The following is a 21,055-nucleotide window of genomic DNA, read 5'->3' as shown; positions in this document are numbered from 1 at the left end:
GAGGAGCCACGGCTTCTAAAACGGTCGGCGAGCCTATACATCAGCCGGAATTGAATCACAAGGCCGCGGTAAGCGCATATTGAGGCGCATACCCATAAGAGCCAGAGGAAACGGTCATGGCGCACACTAGCGGCGATGCAGACGAGCGTAGGCGCTCGCTCAAGCCGCTGCGGCGCCTGTTCCCCTACATCACCCGCTACCGGAAAACGGTCATTGGCGCGGTCGTCTCGCTGACCGTCGCGGCGGCGACGACGCTGGCGCTGCCGCTGGCGGTGCGGCGGATGATCGACCACGGCTTTTCCGCTTCCGATTCCAGTTTCATCGCCGAGTATTTCGCCATGCTGGTGGTGATGGCTGCCTTGCTCGCTGCGGCGTCAGCCAGCCGCTACTATTTCGTCATCACGCTCGGCGAGCGCGTCGTCGCCGACATCCGCAGCGATGTGTTCCGCCATGTCACGACGCTGTCGCCATCCTTCTTCGATACCGCCCAGTCGGGCGAGATCGTGTCGCGGCTCGCCGCCGACACGACGCAGGTCAAGTCGGCGGTCGGTGCCACCGCTTCGGTGGCGCTGCGCAACGTCATCCTCGGCCTCGGCGCCGTGGCGATGATGGTCTTCACCAGCCCGAAACTGTCGGGCCTCGTCATCGCCGCCATTCCGGTGATCGTGCTGCCGCTCGTCGCCTTCGGCCGTTCGGTGCGGCGCAAATCCCGGCTGGCGCAGGACACGCTGGCCGACGCCACGGCCTATGCCAGCGAGCAGATCGGCGCGGTGCGCACGCTGCAGGCCTTCACCAACGAGAAGCTCGTCACTGGGCATTTTTCATCTGCCGTGGAAACCGCGTTCGAAGCGGCGCGATCCTCGATCTTTGCCCGCTCCTTCCTCACTTTCTTCGCCATCTTCATGATCTTTTCCTCGGTGGTGGCGGTGCTGTGGTTCGGCTCGCGCGACGTGCTTGACGGCACGCTGTCGCCGGGCACGCTCGGCCAGTTCCTGCTCTATTCGGTGTTCGCCGCCGGCGCCCTCGGCGCGCTGTCAGAAGTGTGGGGCGAGCTTTCCCAGGCGGCGGGTGCTGCCGAACGGCTGACCGAGATCCTGGCCGAGAAGCCCGCGATCCAGGCCCCCGCGCATCCGAAACTGCTGCCGGCGACGGCCAGAGGCGCAATAAGTTTCGACGACGTATCGTTCTCCTACCCCGCTGGGCCCGACCGCGCCGCCGTCCACGGCCTGAGTTTCCAGGTCAAGCCCGGCGAGACGGTGGCGATCGTCGGCCCCTCCGGCGCTGGCAAGAGCACTGTCTTTTCGCTGCTTCTGCGCTTCTATGATCCCGAGACGGGCAAGATCATGATCGACGGCGTTGACGTGCGCGAGGCCGACCCCGTCGCCATACGAGAGCGCATCGCCATCGTGCCGCAGGATGTCACCATTTTCGCGGCCAGCGCACGTGACAACATCGGCTTCGGCCGTCCGGACGCCAGCGACGCCGAGATCGAGGCGGCGGCCAAGGATGCGCTTGCCGACGAATTCATCCTCAAACTTGAGAAAGGCTATGACAGCCAGGTCGGCGAGCGCGGCGTGACGCTGTCCGGCGGCCAGCGCCAGCGCGTGGCGATTGCCCGCGCGATTCTGCGCGATGCGCCGATCCTTCTGCTCGACGAGGCGACCTCGGCACTCGACGCCGAAAGCGAGACGCTGGTGCAGACGGCGCTGGAACGGCTGATGCAGGACCGCACCACGATCGTCATCGCCCACCGGTTGGCGACGGTGCTGAAGGCCGACCGGATCCTGGTCATGGATGGCGGCTGCATTGTCGAGGAAGGCACGCACCAGAGCCTCGTCGCCAAGGGCGGCATCTATGCGCGGCTGGCCAAGCTGCAATTCGAAACCGGGGCGAGTGCTTTCAGAGGTGCTGCCGAGTAGACAGGGGGTATCTGCGCCGCGATTCTACTGCCGCCTCACGCCGCTCCATACCGCTTGCGCAAGTGATCGGTGAAGTGTGCGGCGTTCAGTTTTTCACCTGTCGCCCGTTCGAGCAGCTCCGGCGTCGACCAGCGCGAGCCTTGCGACCAGATCTTTTCGCGACGCCAATTGTTGATGGCGCTGAAGTCTCCCTTGGCGAGATCCTCGTCGGCGGAGGGATGGTCTCTGGTCAGCGCCGCCCATTGCTGCGCCGCCATCATGGCGCCCAATGTGTAGGACGGGAAATAGCCGAAGGCGGCACCCGGCCAGTGCACGTCCTGCATCGGTCCGTCGGCCGGGTTGTCCGATGTCGACAGACCGAGATAGTCGCGCATCTTGGCGTCCCAGGCCTCGGGTAGGTCGGCGGCCTCCAGCCGCCCCGAGACAAGCTCCTGTTCCAGCTCGAAGCGCAGGATGACGTGCAGCGGGTAGGTGACCTCGTCGGCGTCGACGCGGATCAGGCCGCGCTCGACCCGATGCACATGCGGCAGGATGTCGTCGATCGACCAGGCCTCGCCGAGGTGCCTTTCGACCACCGGCAGCGCCCAGCGCCAGAATTCCGGATTGCGACCGATCTGCTTCTCGACGAACAGGCTCTGGCTTTCATGCACGGCCATGCCGCGCGCCTTACCGAGCGGCCAGTGCGCCCACGACTTCGGCAGGTTCTGCTCGTAAAGCGCGTGGCCGGTCTCGTGCAGCACGCCCATCAGCGCCGACAGGAAGTCGGTCGTCTTGTAGCGGGTGGTGATGCGCACGTCGCTCGGCACGCCGCCGCAGAACGGATGATGCGACACCGAAAGCGAGCCGTGCGTCAGGTCGAAGCCGACCGCCGCCATCATGGCGAGGCCAAGCTCGCGCTGCTTTTCGATCGCATAGCTGCCCGAAAGTGGCTTCAGCGGGCGCTTCGTCAGCCGCGCCTCCTGCACGGCCAGTGCCTCCGGTACGAAATCCCTGAGGAAGGTCTTCAACTCGGCGAAGACCGGCGTGATGTCGGCGGCGCGGTTGCCGGGATCATATTGCTCCATCAGCGCGTCATACGGATCGAGGCCGAGCACGTCGGCGCGAAGCGCTGCTTCCTCGCGCACCAGCGCCACGACGCCTTCGAGCGCCGGCAAAAACCCTGCCCAGTCGTTTTTCGCGCGCAGGTCGCGCCAGAGCTGCTCGGAGCGCATGCGCGCCGTCGTTTGGCGCTCGACGAATTCGACCGGCAGGCAGGTCAGGTTGGTGTATTGCCGCCGGAACTCCTTGACCGCTGCCTGCTGTTCCTCGTTCAGCGTTTCCTGCTCGGCCGCCGCGATCCAGTTGGCGATCTCCGGCGCGGTCGCTCTGGCGTGATGCATGCCGGCCAGCGCCGACATAGCTTCGGCGCGCTTTTCGCCGCCGCCGACGGCCATGTGGGTCGCCTCGTCAGCACCGAGAATGGCGAGCGCATGTTCCAGCGCTTCGAGCTTGTGGCCGAGGTCGTCGAGTTTTTGAAAGGACATGGCAGGTTCCGCTGAATTTGAACGGCGGGAAAAGATACCAATGCGCGGGCATTGGCAACCCTGAAGGCCGTTTTGCGACGGGCGCTTTGATCGCGCCATACCTCGACGTGATCCGGCGGAAGCAAGGGGCATCCTGCGGAAGCGAGGACGGCGTGATCAATATCGCCTCGCCGGCCTTTGCGCGTCCCAAAAGGATGCGCGGCGCTGTCATGAAAGAGGCGCCCGCGGGGCAAAAGCCCCGAGGGCGCCGGGCAGTCCATTCCTCGATATGATCAGCCGTTTGGATTTCCGCCATCGGTGTAGTCGCCGATGTTGAAGGCGTTACCAGTGTCGAACAGCAGCGCCTGGTCGACATTATCGAGCCGGCGCAACAACTGCCGGTATTGCGCGCCCGGTATCCTGCCATAGTCTGTCGTAGCCACTCTCTCGGCGGCCTGGCTGATATGGGCCGCCCGCATGTGCAGCCTTTGTGCCTCGGCCGGCGTGATCGTGTTCTCCTGCCTCGCGTCCGCGATGCCCTTGTCCACGCCCTGAACCTGATCGATCAAGCTTGTCACGCGCGGACCGTAGAAAACGGTCGGCGTCGCCTCGTCGAGGGCGCCTTTGTGATGTCCGGCGGCGTAGGCGCCCGCGAACGGAACGGCGATGAGAAATGCGGTGAGGGTTGCAGTCCTGAGAGTCTTGAAAGAGCGCACGGCGGCGTCTCCTTTTATCGGGGAAGACGGCGGCTTGGGCCGCTCCGCCTTCCAGTCGCGGGCCGTCCGGTTCCGTCGCGTCGCGATGAGGGAGGGCATCGCCGGCGGTTCTCGGCCTTGCAACGGAAGCTAGGAGCGGGCCGCAGCAAAGTGTAATTAAAAAAAGATAATCTTTTCAGGCCTTGTTGACCACGAACCGGCGCCCTAGCTGGCGCCGCTCCGCCACAAATCTCCCCCCGGACCGATGTCTGGTGTCCCGCATTCCCCACAGCATTCGAGATAAAAGCCTGCCGACAAGCAACGAAGGCCCGCATCAGCGGGCCTTCGTTGCGGAAGGGATCATGCGCAAAATCAAAGGATCATGCGCAAGATCAACTGCGGCGCTGTAATGGATGATTTCAGCCCCTTGGATAATTTGGGCCGTAGCCGTTTGGATAATATCCGCCATCGGCGCCGTTGCCGATAAGGAAGGCGCTGCCGGTGGCAGCCCGCAGCTTTTGGCTCACATCATCGAGCTGCGCCAGCAACTGCTGATATTGCGTGACCGGTATCGTTCCATCTCGCGCCGCCCTCTGGGCGGCCCGATCAAGTTGGGTGATCTGCGTGCGCAAGTCACGCGCCTCGCCCGGCTCGAGCTGGTTCGCCTGCATGGCGGCCCGGATACCCGTATCCACGCTCTGGATCTGATTGATCAAAGCTGTCTCACGCGGGCCGGCGTAGGCGCCAGCAAGCGGAACGGCGACGAGAAGTGCGGCAAGCGTTGCAGTCCTGAGGCTTTTGGGCCTGAGGGTTTTGGGAGTGAAAGAGCGCATGGTTGCGTCTCCTTTTACTGGGGAAGGCGGCGGTTGGGACGCTCACCTTCCGGCCGTGGGCCGTCCGGTTCCGTCGCGTCGCGATGGGCGGTTCCACCGCCGGCGGTTCTCGGCCCCTTGGTACAACCTAGGAGCGGTTCTCGGCAAAGTGTAATCAAAAAAAGGTAATCTTTTCAGACCTTGACGGTCTGCGCTGGCACGCTAAATCCGCGCGTTCGCCCTGAGCCTGCCCGGTCTGGATCAACGCTCGGTCAGTTTCAGCTCGATGCGGCGGTTCTTGTTGCGCGCGTCTTCGGTGTCGGCGGGGTCGAGCGGCTGGAATTCGCCGAAGCCGGCCGCAACCAGCCGGTTGGCCGGCACGCCGTTCTCGATCAGGTACTTCACCACCGAGGTCGAGCGCGCCGTCGACAATTCCCAATTGTCGCGGTAGCGGCCGGTGCCGGACAGTGGTTTGTCGTCGGTGTGGCCGTCGACGCGCAGCACCCAGTTGATCTCCGGCGGAATCTCCTTCTGCAGGTCGATGATGGCGTCGGCGAGCTTCTTCATCTCGACCTTGCCGGCGTCGTTGATCACTTCGGAGCCTGTCGGGAAAAGCACTTCCGACTGGAAGACGAAGCGGTCGCCGACGATGCGGATGTTCTCGCGATCGGCGAGGATTTCGCGTAAGCGCCCGAAGAAGTCGGACCGATAGCGGTTCAGTTCCTGCACACGTTGCGCCAGTGCGACGTTCAGACGGCGGCCGAGATCGGCGATCTTGGTGTTGGACTCGCGGTCGCGCGTTTCGGACACGTTGAGCGCTTCTTCGAGCGCTCCGATCTGCCTGCGCAGCGCCGCAATCTGCTGGTTGAGGATTTCAACCTGGCTCAGTGCCTGCTGGCTGATCTGGCGCTGGCTGTCGAGTTCACCCGAAAGTGCCGTGGCGCGCTGGTTGGCCGCGTCGCCGGCACCCGCACCTTGCGCCAGCAATTGCTCGAGCCGGCTCTTTTCCGCCTCCGATGCCGACAGCGACGCCTGCAAATTGGCGAGCGAATCTTCCTTGTCCTGCGTCGTCGAGCGCTCCAGCGCCAGAAGCTGGGTCAGTTCGTTGATCTGCAAATTGAGGCGGTTGAGCACCGTGTCCTTGCCGGAGATTTCGCGACCGAGCAGGAACTGCGCCAGCACGAAGACGGTGAGCAGGAACATGATCGCCAGCAGCAACGTCGACAGCGCGTCGACGAAGCCCGGCCAATAGTCGATACGGCGATCGGTACGCCGGCCCCTGGCGAGAGCCATGCTAATGAACTCCAGGCTTCTTCAGCGCGTCGGCGATCTTCTCCAGCGTGCTGCGCATCGCCTTCTGCTCGTCCGATTGGGCCTCGACCCAGTCGCGCATGATCTGCTGCTCCGAGCGCATGTTCTTGACCAGGCCCGAAATGCCGTCGGCAAGATTGGCCATGGCGGTGGCGACGCGCGGATTGGCGCCGCCGCCATTCTCCTGCATGCTGCGCAGTTTTTCAGACAGGACGCGGATCTCATCGGAGGATTCGGTCTTGGCCGGATCGGCGACGACGATGTCGGAGGACAGGTCGGTGACCGAGGACAGCCAGTTTTCGAGCTCGGTGTAGAAGCGCGTCTGGGCGCGGCCAGCCTGCAGGTCGAGAAAGCCTAACACGAGGGAGCCGGACAGGCCGAACAGCGAGGACGAGAAGGCGGTGCCCATGCCGGCCAGCGGCGCGGAAAGCCCCTGCTTCAGCGATTCGAGCACGGCAGCGGCATCGCCGGTGCCAGGATCGAGCGAATCGATGGTTTCGCGGATCGAGCCGATCGTGTTGAGCAGGCCCCAGAAGGTGCCGAGCAGGCCAAGGAACACCAGAAGCCCGACGAGGTAGCGCGAGGTGTCACGGGTTTCGTCAAGGCGGGTGGCGATCGAATCGAGCATTGTCCGCATCGAACTGGTCGAGAAGGCGATCGTCGACGAGCGGCCGATCATCGCCTTCATCGGCGCCAGCAGCACCGGTTCGGTGGTTTCGGAGCCAGCCCGAAAGGAGTTGACCCAGCGCACTTCGCGAAACAGCCGGCCGACCTGCACGAAGGCCAGCAGGATGCCGACGACAAGCACGCCGATGATCAGGCCGTTGAGGCCGGGATTGGTGACGAAGGCGCTCGAGATCTGACGGGTCAGGATGGCGGCGATGAAGGCGACGATCATCAGGAAGATGACCATGGTCATGAGAAAGACCTGCGGGCTCGACAATTTGTGCGGGTCGTACATCAGAACGTCGGAGCGTTTGCCCATGCCGAAAGATTTGAGAAAAGTCATCCGTGTCCCGTTTCCGATGCCGCCGATCACGTTGAGCGCGACTCTAAACGGAATTATGACGAAATTGAATGGCGTGTGGCAATATTGCCGACCGGATCATTGGCGTTAGAGTCGATTGATGACCAGGCAGTCAACCATGGCCGCCAGATGCAGGCCGGCGCCGGTGACGACAAAGCCGTGCCACAGCGCATTGTGGAAGCGCAGGCCCTTCCAGGCGAAGAAGATGACGCCGCAGGAATAGACGATGCCGCCGGCAACGATCAGCGCAATCGATGTCGTCGGCAATGTCTGGACGAGCGGCTCGACAAGAACGATGCCGCTCCAGCCGATGGCGAGATAGAAGACGATCGCCAGCCGGTCGAAGCGGCCGGGAAGAAACACTTTGATAGCGATGCCGATCGCTGCAGCAGCCCAGACCAGGACGATCATCGAGATGGTCAGCGGCGAGCCGTCGAGCTGAGCGAGGAAGGGCGTATAGGTCGCGGCGATCAGCAGGTAGATCGCGGCATGGTCGAAGCGCCGCAATATCCACTTGGCTGGCGACGACACCGGCCACAGATTGTAAGCCAGCGACACCGACAGCACGGTGAGCAGCGAAACCACGTAGAAAGCGGCGGCGATGTATTCGCCCGGACCGGTGTGGAAGGCGGCCAGCGCCAGCAGCGCCGAGCCGGCGGCAATGGCCAGCACGATGCCCACCGCATGGACGACGCCGTCGGCGATCATTTCGGCGCGCGAATAGTGCCAGCGTCCCATGAAGGGAATTTCGATCTGGGATTCTGGCCCGATGTCCGTCATGAACAATCCTGCATCACCCTCTATCTGGGTCGATGTAGAACAGTATTTCAAGCTTTGGTTGCGGTTTTGCGACTGCGGCGGTTCAGCGCGCCAAGTCCGCTAGAGCCTGGTCCGATAGAATCCGGACGGGTCTTTTTGATCTAGCGCGGCGCCACCGGCTTCCTGACGGTCTTCAACAGCGCCCGCTGGATGATCTCGTTGCCGGCAACGACCGAGCCGCCATCCAGCATGTTCTGCCCGCCGGCGAAGTCGGAGATAAAACCGCCCGCCTCGCGGATCAGCAGGATGCCGGCGGCAACGTCCCAGGCCGACAGGCCGGTTTCCCAGAACCCGTCCATCCGGCCGGCAGCGACGTAGGCGAGATCGAGCGAGGCGGAGCCGAGGCGGCGCACGCCCGAGACTTCGGCCATCACGTTGCGCAGCTCGACCAGGAAATTGCCATGCTGGCCGCGGCCGAGATGCGGCACGCCGCAGCCGATCACCGTGTCGATCAGCTTGGTGCGGCCGGCGACCCGCAGCCGGCGGTCGTTCATGAAGGCGCCGCCGCCGCGCTCGGCAGTGTAGAGCTCGTCCATCGCCGGATTGTAAACGACACCGGCAACGATCTGGCCCTGGCGCTCCAGCGCGATCGAGATGGCGAACATCGGAATGCCGTGCAGGAAATTGGTGGTGCCGTCGAGCGGGTCGACGATCCAGCGGTGCTGGCCGTCGTCGCCTTCGATCAGGCCGCGCTCCTCCATCAGGAAGGCATAGGCCGGCCGCGCCTTCGACAACTCGGTGAAGAGGATGTCCTCGGCCTTGCGGTCGGCCTGGCTGACATAGTCGCCCGGGCCCTTCATCGAGACCTGCAGGTTCTGCACTTCGCCGAAATCGCGCGACAGCGAACGGCCGGCCTTCATGGCGGCCTGGACCATGACATTGAGGATCGCGGAACGCGCCATTGTGCTTCTTCCTGCTGCGCTTCTTCCTGCTGCCGGCGCCTTAGTCGGCGCGGCGCACGTAAGTGATTTCGTTGGTGTCGACGATGATGCGCTCGCCCGAACCGATGAAGGGCGGCACCAGCACGCGGATGCCGTTCTCAAGTATCGCCGGCTTGTAAGACGAGGCCGCGGTCTGGCCCTTCACCACCGGATCGGCCTCGGTGATGGTCAGCGTTACCTGGTCGGGCAGCGAAATGCCGATCGGCCTTTCGTCATAGAGCTGGACCGTCACCATCATGCCGTCCTGCAGGAAGGCGGCGCGATCGCCGACGAAGTCCTTCTGCAATTCAAGCTGCTCGTAGCTTTCGGTATCCATGAATACCAGCGCTTCGCCCTGCTCGTACAGGAAGGAGAAATCCTTCATCTCCAGCCGGATCTGTTCGACGGTTTCGGCGGAGCGGAAACGCTCGTTGAGCTTGGTGCCGTTGATCAGGTTCTTCAGCTCGACCTGGTTATAGGCGCCGCCCTTGCCGGGCTTGACGTGATTGGTCCTGACCGCCACCCAAAGGCCGCCATCATGCTCGATGACGTTGCCGGGACGGATTTCGTTGCCATTGATCTTGGCCATGAGGATGTGATCCGGGATGAGATTTTCGCAATGAAAGCGATTTGGTGCCTCCAAGACCACAAATCGCCAGGAGAGGCAAGGGAGTGGCGGGCGCCCAGCCATCTCATGGCGCTTTACGGCAGGCGGTTGGCCCTCTGTAGCGCCTGCTTTGTCTGGTCGTCGGTCAGGCCCTGCAGAAAATCGTCCATCTGCGGGTCGATGAGCCCAGCGCGGCGGGCGACGACATACCAGGCGCCGGCAAGGATCGGATCCGGATCGGTGCCGATGCCGCCCATGTAAAGCTTGGCGAGGCGGTTCTGGGCGGCGACATTGCCGCCTTCGGCGGCCTGTTTCATCCAGCCGAAGCCGGATCTCAGGTCACGGGCGCCACCGCGTCCCTCGATCATCCAGGCGGCGAGATCGATTTGTGCCGTATCGTAGTTCTGCCGTGCTGCCTGCGCCAGCAGGCCTCGCGCCTGGACATCGTCGCGCGGCTTGCCGCCGACGCCATTGGCATAGACCTGCGCCATTGCATATTGCGCGTCGGCAAGGCCGGTCGCGGCGGCGCGCTGATAGTAGGACACGGCCTTTGCAATGCCGGCATCGCCGGGGTCCTGCTGGACGAGCAGCTGCGCAAAATTGAACTGTGCCAGACGGTTCCCGGCCTCGGCGGCGGCCTGCATCAGCGCGTAGGCCCCCTTTTCGTCCTTCTTGACGTAGCGGCCGTCGAGCAGCATCAGCGCATATTGGAACTGCGATTCCGGTATGCCCTGCTCGGCGGCAAGCGCGTACCACTTCGCCGCCTCCGCCGCGTTGACCGGCATGCCAAGACCGCGCGACAATATCTCGGCGGCCAGTGTCTGCGCCGCCGGATCGCCGTTCTGGGCGCGGACCAAGGCGAGGTTGTAGGCCGTCTTGTAAAGGCCGCGCTGGAAGGCGCCATAGGCAGAATCCGACGGCTTGGCACCGAAGCGGTCGGGATTGATGGCGTCGGCCGACGGCAGCGGGGCCGTGGTGGCGGGCTGCGGCAGCGGCGTGGCGATCGGCTTGTCCGTCTTTGCACCGACGTTGGGTTTGGCTTGCGGCAATGGGACGGTTTCCGCCATGGCGGTCTGCACCGCGAGCGCCACAAGCAAAGCACCGAAAAGGATTGTCCGCGTGGGCACGTCAGTCCTCGAAACGCGGCGCGGCCTCGTCGAGCAGCGTATTGGCGCTGGCGACTGCCATCTTTGGATCGACGCCTTCGGCAAAGATGGCGCTGGACAGCGCCACGAATTCGGCGCCGGTGGCAGCCACCGCTTCCACCGAGGCGATGTCGGACCCGGCCATGACGATACAAGGAATCTGGATCACATCTGCCCACCATTGCCCCAGCGACAGGTTGCGTGGGTGCGGCTCCGGCTTGTTGTCGTAGCCGAAACGGCCGAAGAAGATGTAGTCGGGCCTGAGCTCACCGAGTTCCAGCGCATCGTCGCGGGTCTTGGCGCCGCCGGTGCCGACCATCATTTTTTCCTGAAAACGTTCGATCGTCTCGGCGAGTTCGGCCTTGCCGACCTCGATATGGATGCCGTCGGCCTGAACGCGGCCGGCGATGCGGGTGTCGCCGGCAATGACGACGGCAACGCCTGCCGCTTGCGCCGCCGGCACTATCTGTTCCGCGAAGGCCTGGAAGGAGGCCTCGTCCATGCCGTTCTCGGGCAGGATAAGCGAGGCGACGTCGCCGCCCTCGAACGCCGCAACGATGCGCTCAGCCGACACGCCCGGCGGCGCGATCAGCACGATGCGGCAGCGATTTGGAGGCGTTGCGTCGTTCATTGGTTTTCGATCCCGGTTTTCGCCTATGCCGGGCGAAGATGGTTGCATTGCGGCATAGAGCAAAGTGCCGGCCTTGAACAGGCGGGCGGGGCAGGATCATTGGCGCAGGATTGTCGTCCGGCGACGTTCTTGCCTCACTTGATTGCCTGAGTGCTCCCGGCTGGGGTCTTCGATTTCCACAGCGTCCAGCCAAGATTCATGCCGGCGGCGGCGATCAGGATGGCGGCGGCGCCGACGATCTGGGCCGGATGCAGCCGGTGGCCGAAGGCGACGACATCGACCAGGATCGCGACCACGGGGTAGATGAAGGACAGCGACCCCTGCAGATGCGTCGGCAGTTTCTGAATGGCGCCGTACATCAGGATGTACATCAGACCGGTATGGACGACGCCAAGCGTCGCCAGCATGCTCCAGCTCCACGCATCGGCGGGAAGTTGGGAAAAATTGGCGAAGGGTGCCAGCATGACGACGCCGACGCAGACCTGGATCAGGGCGATCAGGTGCGGTGGCGTGCCTTTGAGCTTCTTGGTGACGATGGCGGCGACGGCCCAGAAGAAAGCCGCACCCAGCGCCATCGCGATACCGGTAAAATAATCCGTGCCGACATTACCTGTATTGGGGCCTGCATCGGAGCCGGCATCAGGCGAGCCTTGCACGATCAGCAGCATGCCGGCAAAGGCGATGCCAAGCCAGGCCAGCTTTGTCATGGTCAGCCGCTCTGAGAAGAAGAGCGCGCCAAAGCCGACCAGCATGAAGGGCTGCGTGTTGTAGACAGCCGTGGCGATCGAGATCGAGGCGCGGGAAAACGAGCTGAACAGGAGCAGCCAGTTGACGACGATGGCAGCACCCCCCAGAGCCGCGATCGCCACGATGCGCAGTGACAGCCTGCCGCGCAGCAGCCCCAAGGCAGCGCAGATGATCAGCAGCGTTATCGCGCCGAAGGCACAGCGCCAGAAGACGACGTCCATGATGGGCTGGCCCGACATGACGACGAACCATCCGATCGTGCCCAGGATCGTCATTGCGGCCGTCATTTCGATCGTGCCACGCACCGTGCTGTCCATGAAATACCCCTGAGATCTGTTGAGACTTGATAATCTCACATGGTTCCGGCGCTTTCCATGATTTGCAGAAGGTGTTATCCCTGCTTTGCCTAATTAAGTGAGGCAAATCTCGTTTTCGATTGAGGATCGTAAAATGCTGGACGACCTGGACAAAAAGCTTCTCGACATCCTGATCCGGGATTCACGAACCTCGCTGAAGGAGTTGGCCCAGCAGGTCGGGTTGTCGTCGCCAAGCGTTTCGGAGCGGCTCCGACGTCTCGAGGATCGCGGCGTTATCAGGGCTTTCACCGTCGAGATCGATCCCCAAGCGCTCGGCTACACCTTGCAGGCGATCGTTCGCATCCGGCCCTTGCCGGGCAAGCTGCATATCGTCCAGAAGCTGATCGAGGAGATCCCGGAGTTTGGCGAATGCGACAAGGTGACGGGCGACGATTGCTTTGTTGCCCGGCTGTTCGTGCGCTCGATCGGCGATCTCGACAAGCTCCTCGACCGTATCGCCGACAAGGCCGAAACCAGCACAGCCATCATCAAGGCGCAGCCGATCCGGAGGCGCCCGCCACCGCTCGACATGCCAAACATCTGACAGGCTCCGCCGGCTGACGGGCTCAGGCGCATTGCGTTCGTATTTTGCGGTCGCGGCGTGACCATTTCTGGTCTATTCCAGAGCCCGACCTTCCCTCCAACTGCTCCCCTCCGATGTCAGGCCTGCTTCTCGATCCGTGGTTCTATGCCGCCGCCATTCCAGCCGTCATCCTGGTCGGTCTGTCCAAGGGCGGCTTTGGCGGTGCGGTCGGCTTCGTCGGCGTGCCGCTGATGGCGCTGGGCATGCCGCCGGTGCAGGCCGCCGCCATCCTGCTGCCTATACTGTGCCTGATGGACATCGTCTCGGTGTGGACATGGTGGCGTGTCTACGACCGCAAGATGCTTATAGACATGATGCCAGGCGCGGTGATCGGCATCGGCCTCGGCTGGCTGACCGCGGCGCTGGTGACAGCGGAAATGGTGCGGCTGATCGTCGGCGCCGTGGCGATTATCTTCGTGCTTCGCTGGGTCTATCTACAGATGCGGCACGGTGCAAACCACTCAGCCGAGCCCAACCGCGCCGCTGCCGCTTTCTGGGGGACGGTCGCCGGCTTCACCAGCTTCGTCGCCCATGTCGGCGGCCCACCATTCCAAGTGTATGCGCTGCCGATCCGGCTCGATCCGAAAGTGCTGTCGGGCACCGCCGCAATCTTCTTTGCCGCCACCAATGCTTTGAAGCTCATCCCCTATTTCGCGCTCGGACAGTTCGACACCACCAACCTGACCGCGTCGGCGGTTCTGGTACCGCTGGCGCCGCTTTCGACCATCGCCGGCGCCTGGCTGGTGCGGCGGATGCGGCCGGAACTGTTCTACCCCTTCACCTACGCGACCGTGGCGGTCGTCGCGGTCAAGCTTCTGTGGGACGGGATCGCCGGCCTTCTATAGATCGCCGTGGCCGAGTTGCCGTCAGCTTCACGGCAAAGTTCGGGCGGCACTCGGCACCGGCATCGTTCAACGATTGCGCAAGCGCGTCACGCTGTTTTCTGCTATTCTGACAGCGCCGGGAAGGGTCGGGCGCCACGCGACATCGTCCAGAAACATTGCCGATGCTAATGCGCCGATGCCGGGGACCCCGGTGGCGGGTCGACCGCCTGAATTCAACCCATTCCCATAACGGGAAAAGGCAAATCGGGGGATACTATGCAAAAGGTAGCACGAAATTTCTTCACGCTGGCCGTCATCTACGCGATGTTCGGGATGGCGCTTGGCCTTGAGATGGCGATCAGCAAAGACCATGCGCAGATGCCGACCCACGCCCACATCATGGTGGCCGGATGGCTGATGTCGGCGGTGTTCGCCTTCTTTTACCATCTGTTTCCGGCAGTCGGGCAAAAGACGCTCGCTACTGTCCATTTCTGGTTGACGGCAATCAGTGGCATCGGCCTGTTGATCGGCCTTTACATCATGCTTGGCGGAAACCCGGCGATCGAGCCACTGGTGGCAACGTCCTCGATGGGCTTTTACGCGGGATTGCTGCTGTTTGCCTACATCGCACTGCCGGTGGTTTGGAAAGCCGAGCGGCTTCCTGAGGCGCAAAAGGCCTGAGCCCAAAGGGTTGAGCCCGGGCCTGAGCATGTGCTGTTACGGCACAGGCGGGCGGCGCTAGCTCAAAAAATATCCGCGCCGTTAAGGCTTCATTAAGCTTTACAGGCGTTTACTATGTGCATCCAGTGATCTGGATTCTTACCGAGTGGTTGGAGCCACTTTGTTTGACGCCTCCCTGTTAAACTCCTGAGAGCCGCCTTATCCGCGGCTCTTTTTTTGCCCGCAATCCGGATTGCCCGGGCGTCTGCGCCGCCGTTAACCGTTTGTTAAACATGTGCTTGCCTTCACCCGCTCCGAAGCGCATTTTCAAGCCTCGGTCATATAGGGTGCAGGACGTGACGGCGATGACGCCGATTCGGCCGGCTGTAAGGCAAGTGCAGGGCGTATCGATGAACGAGACTTCGAAGGGAAGCGCGAAAACCATCAAGCTGGCGGAGCGCCGGGTTTTCTCCCAATCCTTCAAGCCGCTCTACCAGGAAGGCATGGGCCTGGTCGAGCAGGCGGCCGAATATCTGGACGGCAAGGGCCGGGCCGAGGCGAAGAAATTGTCCAGGCTGGCGGCGACGCTCTATGCGGCCGAGTCGATGCGACTGACCACAAGGCTGATGCAGGTCGCTTCCTGGCTGCTCTTGCAGCGTGCGGCGAATTCCGGAGAGATGACCCGCGATCAGGTTGCTTCCGAAAAATCCAAGGTGCGTCTCGACACCGCTTCCGCCAACAACGATGCCGCAGGCTGGGTCGAATTGCCCAAGGATTTTCTTGACCTCATCAACCGTTCGCTGCGCCTGCAGGCGCTGGTGCGTCGCATGGACGAGGAAATCTACGGCAGCGCCGTGCCTGACGTGTCGCCATCCGGCCGCCGCGTCAATCCGGTTTCCGACCAGATCACGCTGCTCAACACGGCTTTCGCCCGCGGCTAACAGGCTGCTCGGGTGTAGCGAGAGCCTGTTTCTGGTTTGTTCACATTTCGCTGGCATCGCTGTCCGCTAGGGGTAGACTTGGCGGATGGGGGAAGCGATTCGCATCATCGGCATCGATCCGGGGCTGAGGCGCACCGGCTGGGGCATCGTCGAGAGCCTCGGCAATTCGCTGCGCTTCGTCGCCTCCGGCACCGTGCGTTCCGACGACAAGGCGGCGCTGGCGACGCGTCTTTGCCAGTTGCATGATGGGCTCGCCGAGATCCTGCATGCCGCCATGCCGCACGAGGCGGCGGTCGAGCAGACTTTCGTCAACAAGGATGCGGCAGCGACGCTGAAGCTCGGCCAAGCGCGCGGCATCGCCATGCTGGTGCCGGCGCGGGCAGGCCTGGTCGTTGCCGAATATGCGCCCAACGCCGTCAAGAAGGCGGTGATCGGCGTCGGTCATGGCGACAAGAAGCAGATCCACATGATGGTCAAGGTGCTGATGCCGAAGGCGACTTTCGATACCGACGATGCCGCCGACGCGCTGGCCATTGCCATCTGCCATGCGCATCACCGGCAGAGTGTTGCCTATAGGATGGCGCTCGCCTAGAGCGACGAGCGTCCATTTGGACGCACAAAGCACGTTCTAGCACTTTGAATCTACGCATCGTGCTTTCCGAAAATCGATTCCGATTTCGGAACGATACGATAAGTTTGTTCTTGACTTGTTCTCAGGGTTGGCAATAAGTAATACCTGAGAGGTATTACCATGCGGGTGACAACCAAAGGACAGGTGACGATCCCGAAAGAGATACGGGATCGCCTGGGCATCGGCCCAGGCTCGGAGGTGGAGTTCTTGCCCACTGACGATGGAGTTCGTGTCGTTGCGGTCAACGAAAACATTTCCGAAGAGGAGGCTTCCCGTAGCTTCAGCCGGCTGCTCGATCAGATGGCCGGCACGCTGGATCTGGGAGGGATGACGGCAGACGAGTACATCGAGTGGCTGAGGGGTCCACGTGAAGATCTCGACATTGATTGACACAAATGTCCTGATCGACGTTTGGGGTCCTGCCGGACGGGAGACGAAGTGGTCGGCGTCGGCGATCACCGCATGCCGGCGCGATGGCGCACTCGTTATCAACACAATCGTCTGGTCCGAACTCGCGCCGCTGATAGCGACGGAAGCCGCACTTCGTAAAGCAGTCGAGACGCTCAAGATGGATCGCGAACTCTTGCCATGGGAAGCGGCGTTCCTTGCCGGCGTCACGCATTCCCGCTATCGCCGCGCAGGGGGGCTCCGCGAACGAACGCTGCCGGATTTCTTTATTGGAGCCCACGCCGTCGTTGCGGGACATCGTCTGCTGACACGCGATGCCGCGCGCTATCGCAGCTACTTCCCGGACCTCGACATCATGTCTCCGGAAACCTATCCATGAGGGCCTTGCATCCATGAGAGCCTTGGCATGATCGGCAAGCTCAGGGGCACGCTGGACGAGATCGACGAGGATTTCTGCATCGTCGATGTGCACGGCGTCGGCTATGTCGCCCACTGCTCGGCGCGCACGCTTGCCGCTTTGCCGGCACCCGGCGAGGCGGTGGTGCTGTTCATCGAGACCTATGTGCGCGAGGACATGCTGCGGCTCTACGGTTTCCAGTCGGTGCTCGAGCGCGAGTGGTTCCGGCTGTTGATGAGCAATGTGCAGGGTGTCGGCGCCAAGGTGGCGCTGGCCATCCTGTCGACGCTGGCGCCGGCCGATCTCGCCAATGCCATCGCGCTACGTGATATTGCCATGGTCAGCCGCGCGCCGGGCGTTGGCAAAAAAGTGGCCGAGCGCATCGTCACCGAGCTGAAGAATAAGGCGCCGGCCTACGCGGGCACTGCCTCCGGCACCATCGGCCTGAAGCAGGAGCTCGGCGAAGGCGTCGCGCCGGCGCCGATCACCGACGCCGTCTCGGCGCTGGTCAATCTCGGCTATTCGCGCGATACCGCCGCCAACGCGGTGGCGGCGGCGCTGAAAAGCGCTGGTGAGGATGCGGATGCGTCGAAGCTGATCCGCTTCGGGCTGAAGGAACTGGCGCGGTGAGTCTACGCTTGTCCAGCTCCCTGCCCTGTGCAAGGAAGGCGGCATGAGCCTTTCGACACGCCTCATTGCTCCCGACAAGCGCGGCGAGGATGCCGAGCAGACCTTGCGGCCGCAGACGCTCGGCGAGTTCGTCGGCCAGGCGGCGGTGCGGGCCAATCTCAAAGTGTTCATCGAGGCCGCCAAGGGCCGCAGCGAGGCGCTCGACCACGTGCTGTTCGTCGGCCCGCCCGGCCTCGGCAAGACGACGCTGGCGCAGATCATGGCGCGCGAGCTCGGCGTCAATTTCCGCTCGACCTCCGGTCCGGTCATCGCCAAGGCTGGGGATCTCGCAGCGCTGCTCACCAATCTCGAAGATCGCGACGTGCTGTTCATCGACGAGATCCATCGGCTCAATCCGGCGGTCGAGGAAATCCTCTATCCGGCGATGGAGGATTTCCAGCTCGACCTGATCATCGGCGAAGGGCCGGCGGCGCGCTCGGTCAAGATCGATCTTGCCCGCTTCACCTTGGTCGCCGCAACCACCCGGCTCGGTCTTTTGACCAATCCGCTGCGCGACCGTTTTGGCATTCCGGTTCGTCTCAATTTCTACTCGGTCGAGGAACTGGAGCAGATCGTGCGGCGCGGCGCCCGCATCCTTGCCATGCCGCTCGGCGACGATGGCGCGCTGGAGATCGCGCGGCGGGCACGCGGCACGCCGCGCATCGCCGGCCGGCTGTTGCGCCGCGTGCGCGATTTTGCCTCCGTCGCCGGCGACGGTCATGTCGATCGCCAGATCGCCGACGAGGCGCTGACGCGGCTCGAGGTCGATGCACTCGGCCTCGACGCGCTCGACCGCCGCTATCTCTCGATGATCGCGCGGAATTTTGGCGGCGGGCCTGTCGGCATCGAGACCATCGCTGCAGGGCTCTCCGAGCCGCGCGATGCCATCGAGGACATCATAGAGCCCTATCTGATCCAGCAGGGTTTTATTCAGCGCACGCCGCGCGGCCGCGTGCTGACCGCCAATGCCTGGCGGCATCTCGGACTCGACGCGCCGAAGGATCTGGCGCAGCAGCAGATCAGCCTGTTCCAAGAAGAGTAGCGCCCCCGCGGCTCGTTGTTCCTGCGCAAAATCTCCTAATCCCGGTCAGCTTGCCGGCGCATTTGCGGGCTCTAACGCCTCGCGCTGTGGGACCGTCGATCCCACGAACAACGGAGCTGAGCGATGATCACCAGACGTGGCTTCCTGCGCCTCATCGGCGGTTCGTTCTTATCGGCCGTTTCGCTCAGCGCTTATGCGGTTGGCCTGGAGCCGATGTTGCTGACGCATGTAAAGCGCTATGCATTGACGCCGCCAAACTGGCCTGCAGGATTGCGGCTTCGCGTTGTCGCTCTCGCCGATATTCATGCTTGCCGGCCATGGATGACGCCGGAGCGGATTAGGTCGCTTGCCGAACGGGCGAACACCCTGCAGCCGGATCTGATTGTTCTGCTTGGCGACTATGCATCCGGCACACGCCTGGTGACGGACTGGGTGGATTCCTCCGAATGGGCGCCGGCCTTGTCCGATCTGAAGGCGCCGCTCGGCGTGTGGTCGATCCTTGGCAATCACGACTGGTGGGAGGACCTTTCCGCGCAAAAGGCCGGGTTGGGGCCGACGGTGGCGCGCAGGGCGCTCGAGAGCGCCGGTATCCCGGTCTTAGAAAACGATGTCGTCCGCCTTGAAAAGGACGGGCATGGCTTCTGGGTCGCCGGGCTTGCGGACCAACTTGCGCTGCGGCCGGGCAAAGCCTGGGGCCGCAGCAGATTCAAAGGACTGGACGACCTGCATGGCACGCTGGCAAAGGTGAGCGACAAGGCTCCCGTTATCCTGCTCGCGCATGAGCCGGATATATTCCCGAAGGTCCCGTCACGGGTATCGTTGACCCTTTCAGGCCATACCCATGGCGGACAGGTGCGGTTGCTCGGCTATTCTCCGGTCGTGCCATCCCGCTTCGGCAACCGTTTTGCCTATGGCCATGTCGTGGAGGAGAGCCGCAACCTGATCGTCTCCGGAGGGCTCGGCTTCAGCATCCTGCCGGTGCGTTTTGGGGTGCGCCCAGAGATTCTTTCGATCGAGCTGGGTTCAGCCTGAACCGCTTCAATGAAGCGACTTGATCATCTCCATCACATCCGGCTCGGCTTTTTCTCTGTCAAAAGCGTCGACGATGCCGAAGGCGCCGCCATAGCTCCAGACCGACCAAGAGAAGCCATGAGCTTCGGCGCGCGCGACCATGTCCCTGACATAAGCGGCGCGGTATTTGGCCGGCATCACATAGGCATTGCCGTATTCCTGGAGGATCATGCCGAACTCGCCGAGCGTGATGTTCTCCGGTTTTATCCCATTGGCCTTCGCCCAGGCTTCGACAGTCTTGAACGGCGTGTCCATGACAGCGAGCAGCTTCTCATCCGTGTCCATGCTGGCGACCTGCTCGTCGAGATAGGCAAGCAGACCGCTCTGCCGCGCCCATGGCGCCTCGGCCTTGATCCTTGCCCGGATCGTATCGAGCGTAGCATCCAGCTGGGCGCGCGGGACGGCGCTGAGCGGATAGGGCAGGCCGGTCACGTAGGGGATGAAGTCGCCGGCCCAGGTCGCGCCCTGGTGGGTCAGCAGGAACGGCTCGTAGGAGTGAAAGGTCCAGATGATGTTGTCGTCGGGGATCGCCTTCGGATCGATCTTTGCCAGCGATGCCGCATTGGAATAGCAGGCGCCGGTCAGGATCAGGGTGAGCTTGGTGGCCGACGAACGCGCAGCCGCGAACAGTTTCTGCTGGCGCTCCGGCCAGAGGCTGGTGACGTCGCTGTCGCAGTCGACGACCGGCTCATTCATCGGCTCGAAGGCGACTTGGCGCGGATCCTCATCGGCCAGCGTGCGCGCCATCTTGCGCACCATTTCGACATAGGCTTCGAAGGTTTTCGGCTCGTCCATCACCTCGCCCATGCCGATCTTGCGGCTGCTGCCGCTGGGGATCAGATGCATGTCGACGATCACCTTCAAGCCGGCGCGATTGATCATCCGCACCGAGTCCAGCACGCTGGCATAGAGCTCGTCGCGCAGCGCCGCCGTCTCGTCCGACAGGAACGGCGACGGATCGACCGGCATGCGCAGGAAATCGAAGCCGGCGCCCTTCAGCGCCTCGAGGCCATCATCGCCAAGGAACTTGCGCCATTCCGGATAGGGCAGGATTGCCTGCCGGTCGCCCCATTTGTCCTCGCTCGGCCAAGTCGTCCATTGGTCGAGATTGAGGCCGCGCTTCACCGAAAAGCTCGCCGCCTGGCCCGGCAGCGCCAGCGCGGTCAGCACAAGCAGCGCCGCCATCAAGGTCTTGATCATCGCCGTCAACAGTGCCATCGGGTTCATGCGCCAAGCTAATGAGTGTCGCCCAAAAAGTGTGTAGCGGCTTTGGGACAACGACACGCACGGAAACAACTACCTAAAGCGCGTCGCGCTTTAGGTGCCCGGTCAGGCCCA

23 protein-coding genes are annotated in these 21,055 nt (G+C 63.1%); 11 read left to right on the top strand and 12 right to left on the bottom strand.

The genetic code is table 11. The annotated features are described in order from the left end of the window. Nucleotides 1-116: 116 nt before the first annotated feature. The gene (locus RPG13_RS03730) at nt 117-1,919 is read left to right on the top strand and encodes an ABC transporter transmembrane domain-containing protein (RefSeq protein WP_337124437.1); all 1,803 of its coding nucleotides are present in this window, start codon (nt 117-119) and stop codon (nt 1,917-1,919) included. A 35-nt stretch (nt 1,920-1,954) separates the two neighbouring features. Here RPG13_RS03730 and RPG13_RS03725 read toward each other — a convergent pair whose 3' ends face one another. The 11 genes from RPG13_RS03725 to RPG13_RS03675 all read right to left on the bottom strand — a co-directional run bounded on the left by RPG13_RS03725 (nt 1,955) and on the right by RPG13_RS03675 (nt 12,452). Next, entirely contained in the window at nt 1,955-3,442 is a 1,488-nt protein-coding gene (locus tag RPG13_RS03725) for a carboxypeptidase M32 (protein WP_337124435.1), read from the bottom strand. Nucleotides 3,443-3,714: 272 nt separating this feature from the next. Then, the gene (locus tag RPG13_RS03720; RefSeq protein WP_337124433.1) at nt 3,715-4,137 is read right to left on the bottom strand and encodes a hypothetical protein; all 423 of its coding nucleotides are present in this window, start codon (nt 4,135-4,137) and stop codon (nt 3,715-3,717) included. A 398-nt stretch (nt 4,138-4,535) separates the two neighbouring features. Then, nucleotides 4,536-4,949: a hypothetical protein gene (locus tag RPG13_RS03715; RefSeq protein WP_337124431.1), complete on the bottom strand. Its 414-nt coding sequence runs from the start codon at nt 4,947-4,949 to the stop codon at nt 4,536-4,538. Between the two features lie 240 nt (nt 4,950-5,189). After that, on the bottom strand, nt 5,190-6,221 hold the full coding sequence (locus tag RPG13_RS03710) for a peptidoglycan -binding protein (RefSeq protein ID WP_337124430.1): 1,032 nt from the start codon (nt 6,219-6,221) through the stop codon (nt 5,190-5,192). A 1-nt stretch (nt 6,222) separates the two neighbouring features. After that, nucleotides 6,223-7,248, bottom strand: coding sequence for a MotA/TolQ/ExbB proton channel family protein (locus tag RPG13_RS03705; protein ID WP_337124428.1), 1,026 nt, complete (start codon nt 7,246-7,248; stop codon nt 6,223-6,225). A gap of 105 nt (nt 7,249-7,353) precedes the next feature. Beyond that, entirely contained in the window at nt 7,354-8,046 is a 693-nt protein-coding gene (trhA, locus tag RPG13_RS03700; RefSeq protein ID WP_337124427.1) for a PAQR family membrane homeostasis protein TrhA, read from the bottom strand. 140 nt (nt 8,047-8,186) lie between these two features. After that, on the bottom strand, nt 8,187-8,987 hold the full coding sequence (locus RPG13_RS03695; protein WP_337124426.1) for an inositol monophosphatase family protein: 801 nt from the start codon (nt 8,985-8,987) through the stop codon (nt 8,187-8,189). Nucleotides 8,988-9,027: 40 nt separating this feature from the next. Then, complete coding sequence (gene efp, locus RPG13_RS03690; RefSeq protein WP_095487427.1) at nt 9,028-9,594, bottom strand: elongation factor P; 567 nt, start codon at nt 9,592-9,594, stop codon at nt 9,028-9,030. 113 nt (nt 9,595-9,707) lie between these two features. Continuing rightward, complete coding sequence (locus RPG13_RS03685; protein ID WP_337126979.1) at nt 9,708-10,679, bottom strand: tetratricopeptide repeat protein; 972 nt, start codon at nt 10,677-10,679, stop codon at nt 9,708-9,710. Between the two features lie 61 nt (nt 10,680-10,740). Further along, the gene (locus tag RPG13_RS03680) at nt 10,741-11,388 is read right to left on the bottom strand and encodes a thiamine phosphate synthase (protein WP_126104530.1); all 648 of its coding nucleotides are present in this window, start codon (nt 11,386-11,388) and stop codon (nt 10,741-10,743) included. Nucleotides 11,389-11,522: 134 nt separating this feature from the next. Continuing rightward, entirely contained in the window at nt 11,523-12,452 is a 930-nt protein-coding gene (locus tag RPG13_RS03675) for a DMT family transporter (RefSeq protein WP_126104531.1), read from the bottom strand. 133 nt (nt 12,453-12,585) lie between these two features. Here RPG13_RS03675 and RPG13_RS03670 point away from each other — a divergent pair, with 133 nt between their 5' ends. The 10 genes from RPG13_RS03670 (at nt 12,586) to RPG13_RS03625 (ending at nt 19,678) form a co-directional block, all read left to right on the top strand. Then, nucleotides 12,586-13,035, top strand: a complete 450-nt coding sequence (locus tag RPG13_RS03670) for an Lrp/AsnC family transcriptional regulator (RefSeq protein WP_095487421.1) — start codon at nt 12,586-12,588, stop codon at nt 13,033-13,035. A gap of 113 nt (nt 13,036-13,148) precedes the next feature. Next, complete coding sequence (locus RPG13_RS03665) at nt 13,149-13,919, top strand: sulfite exporter TauE/SafE family protein (protein WP_337124425.1); 771 nt, start codon at nt 13,149-13,151, stop codon at nt 13,917-13,919. Between the two features lie 255 nt (nt 13,920-14,174). After that, complete coding sequence (locus RPG13_RS03660; protein WP_126104533.1) at nt 14,175-14,579, top strand: hypothetical protein; 405 nt, start codon at nt 14,175-14,177, stop codon at nt 14,577-14,579. A 389-nt stretch (nt 14,580-14,968) separates the two neighbouring features. Then, nucleotides 14,969-15,499, top strand: a complete 531-nt coding sequence (rcdA, locus tag RPG13_RS03655) for a protease adaptor protein RcdA (RefSeq protein ID WP_337124424.1) — start codon at nt 14,969-14,971, stop codon at nt 15,497-15,499. Nucleotides 15,500-15,584: 85 nt separating this feature from the next. Beyond that, a complete protein-coding gene (gene ruvC, locus RPG13_RS03650; protein ID WP_126104534.1) occupies nt 15,585-16,091 on the top strand; it encodes a crossover junction endodeoxyribonuclease RuvC in 507 nt (168 codons plus the stop codon). 159 nt (nt 16,092-16,250) lie between these two features. Then, a complete protein-coding gene (locus tag RPG13_RS03645) occupies nt 16,251-16,520 on the top strand; it encodes an AbrB/MazE/SpoVT family DNA-binding domain-containing protein (RefSeq protein ID WP_126104535.1) in 270 nt (89 codons plus the stop codon). Continuing rightward, nucleotides 16,498-16,917 carry a type II toxin-antitoxin system VapC family toxin gene (locus RPG13_RS03640; RefSeq protein ID WP_095487409.1) on the top strand — a complete coding sequence of 140 codons (420 nt, stop codon included), beginning with the start codon at nt 16,498-16,500 and terminating at the stop codon, nt 16,915-16,917. The genes RPG13_RS03645 and RPG13_RS03640 overlap by 23 nt, the downstream gene beginning before the upstream one ends. Before the next feature lie 27 nt (nt 16,918-16,944). After that, the gene (gene ruvA, locus RPG13_RS03635; RefSeq protein WP_292712705.1) at nt 16,945-17,565 is read left to right on the top strand and encodes a Holliday junction branch migration protein RuvA; all 621 of its coding nucleotides are present in this window, start codon (nt 16,945-16,947) and stop codon (nt 17,563-17,565) included. A gap of 43 nt (nt 17,566-17,608) precedes the next feature. Beyond that, a complete protein-coding gene (gene ruvB, locus RPG13_RS03630; protein WP_337124421.1) occupies nt 17,609-18,646 on the top strand; it encodes a Holliday junction branch migration DNA helicase RuvB in 1,038 nt (345 codons plus the stop codon). Nucleotides 18,647-18,769: 123 nt separating this feature from the next. Next, nucleotides 18,770-19,678 carry a metallophosphoesterase gene (locus tag RPG13_RS03625; RefSeq protein WP_292502169.1) on the top strand — a complete coding sequence of 303 codons (909 nt, stop codon included), beginning with the start codon at nt 18,770-18,772 and terminating at the stop codon, nt 19,676-19,678. A gap of 6 nt (nt 19,679-19,684) precedes the next feature. Here the strand turns inward: RPG13_RS03625 and RPG13_RS03620 are convergent, their stop codons facing one another. Further along, a complete protein-coding gene (locus RPG13_RS03620; protein WP_337124420.1) occupies nt 19,685-20,935 on the bottom strand; it encodes a glycoside hydrolase family 5 protein in 1,251 nt (416 codons plus the stop codon). Between the last annotated feature and the right edge of the window lie 120 nt (nt 20,936-21,055).

Origin of the sequence: Mesorhizobium sp. ISC15 (assembly GCF_037162615.1) — a bacterium.
Classification (GTDB): domain Bacteria; phylum Pseudomonadota; class Alphaproteobacteria; order Rhizobiales; family Rhizobiaceae; genus Mesorhizobium; species Mesorhizobium mediterraneum.
The sequence above is the reverse complement of the archived record's forward strand: the minus strand, read 5'-3'. Positions and strand labels throughout refer to the sequence as shown.

Bases quoted from the DNA above. Each gene is read 5' to 3' on its own strand.
- trhA (WP_337124427.1), bottom strand. From the start codon at position 8,046: ATGACGGACATCGGGCCAGAATCCCAGATCGAAATTCCCTTCATGGGA.
- RPG13_RS03675 (WP_126104531.1), bottom strand. From the start codon at position 12,452: ATGGACAGCACGGTGCGTGGCACGATCGAAATGACGGCCGCAATGACG.
- RPG13_RS03685 (WP_337126979.1), bottom strand. From the start codon at position 10,679: ATGGCGGAAACCGTCCCATTGCCGCAAGCCAAACCCAACGTCGGTGCA.
- RPG13_RS03705 (WP_337124428.1), bottom strand. From the start codon at position 7,248: ATGACTTTTCTCAAATCTTTCGGCATGGGCAAACGCTCCGACGTTCTG.
- ruvB (WP_337124421.1), top strand. From the start codon at position 17,609: ATGAGCCTTTCGACACGCCTCATTGCTCCCGACAAGCGCGGCGAGGAT.
- RPG13_RS03710 (WP_337124430.1), bottom strand. From the start codon at position 6,221: ATGGCTCTCGCCAGGGGCCGGCGTACCGATCGCCGTATCGACTATTGG.
- RPG13_RS03625 (WP_292502169.1), top strand. From the start codon at position 18,770: ATGATCACCAGACGTGGCTTCCTGCGCCTCATCGGCGGTTCGTTCTTA.
- RPG13_RS03645 (WP_126104535.1), top strand. From the start codon at position 16,251: ATGCGGGTGACAACCAAAGGACAGGTGACGATCCCGAAAGAGATACGG.
- efp (WP_095487427.1), bottom strand. From the start codon at position 9,594: ATGGCCAAGATCAATGGCAACGAAATCCGTCCCGGCAACGTCATCGAG.
- RPG13_RS03695 (WP_337124426.1), bottom strand. From the start codon at position 8,987: ATGGCGCGTTCCGCGATCCTCAATGTCATGGTCCAGGCCGCCATGAAG.
- ruvC (WP_126104534.1), top strand. From the start codon at position 15,585: ATGGGGGAAGCGATTCGCATCATCGGCATCGATCCGGGGCTGAGGCGC.
- RPG13_RS03660 (WP_126104533.1), top strand. From the start codon at position 14,175: ATGCAAAAGGTAGCACGAAATTTCTTCACGCTGGCCGTCATCTACGCG.
- rcdA (WP_337124424.1), top strand. From the start codon at position 14,969: ATGAACGAGACTTCGAAGGGAAGCGCGAAAACCATCAAGCTGGCGGAG.
- RPG13_RS03725 (WP_337124435.1), bottom strand. From the start codon at position 3,442: ATGTCCTTTCAAAAACTCGACGACCTCGGCCACAAGCTCGAAGCGCTG.
- RPG13_RS03730 (WP_337124437.1), top strand. From the start codon at position 117: ATGGCGCACACTAGCGGCGATGCAGACGAGCGTAGGCGCTCGCTCAAG.
- RPG13_RS03665 (WP_337124425.1), top strand. From the start codon at position 13,149: ATGTCAGGCCTGCTTCTCGATCCGTGGTTCTATGCCGCCGCCATTCCA.
- RPG13_RS03680 (WP_126104530.1), bottom strand. From the start codon at position 11,388: ATGAACGACGCAACGCCTCCAAATCGCTGCCGCATCGTGCTGATCGCG.
- RPG13_RS03715 (WP_337124431.1), bottom strand. From the start codon at position 4,949: ATGCGCTCTTTCACTCCCAAAACCCTCAGGCCCAAAAGCCTCAGGACT.
- RPG13_RS03620 (WP_337124420.1), bottom strand. From the start codon at position 20,935: ATGGCACTGTTGACGGCGATGATCAAGACCTTGATGGCGGCGCTGCTT.
- RPG13_RS03670 (WP_095487421.1), top strand. From the start codon at position 12,586: ATGCTGGACGACCTGGACAAAAAGCTTCTCGACATCCTGATCCGGGAT.
- ruvA (WP_292712705.1), top strand. From the start codon at position 16,945: ATGATCGGCAAGCTCAGGGGCACGCTGGACGAGATCGACGAGGATTTC.